Below are 238 nucleotides of genomic sequence, written 5' to 3'. Positions count from 1 at the left end.
TTTATTAACTGGATCAGATAAACAAAAATTGGACGAGTTAGAAGTCTATGAATTAGCTACTGATACCATTGATGGCCTGCTTAGAGCTGTTGATCAGATAAAACTAAACTTGATTAGTATTAATCAACCTGTAGATATAGATCAACTGTATCAAGATGTGGAGGACCTTAAAAATGGAAATGGAGATTAATAGAGCTCGTCAGTTGGCAGAAGAAGCAGAGAGAGTCAGAGAAAAAAC

At 35.3% G+C, this 238-nt stretch carries 1 protein-coding gene; it reads left to right on the top strand.

The genetic code is table 11. The features are described 5' to 3' along the window. Positions 1 to 190: hypothetical protein (locus AOA59_RS32570; RefSeq protein WP_158235288.1), on the top strand; the 190-nt coding region annotated here is incomplete at its 5' end. Positions 191 to 238: the final 48 nt, after the last annotated feature.

It is taken from the genome of Pseudomonas sp. 2822-15 (assembly GCF_002742515.1).
Classification (GTDB): domain Bacteria; phylum Pseudomonadota; class Gammaproteobacteria; order Pseudomonadales; family Pseudomonadaceae; genus Aquipseudomonas; species Aquipseudomonas salomonii.
This window is presented reverse-complemented; position numbering and strand designations above follow the sequence as displayed.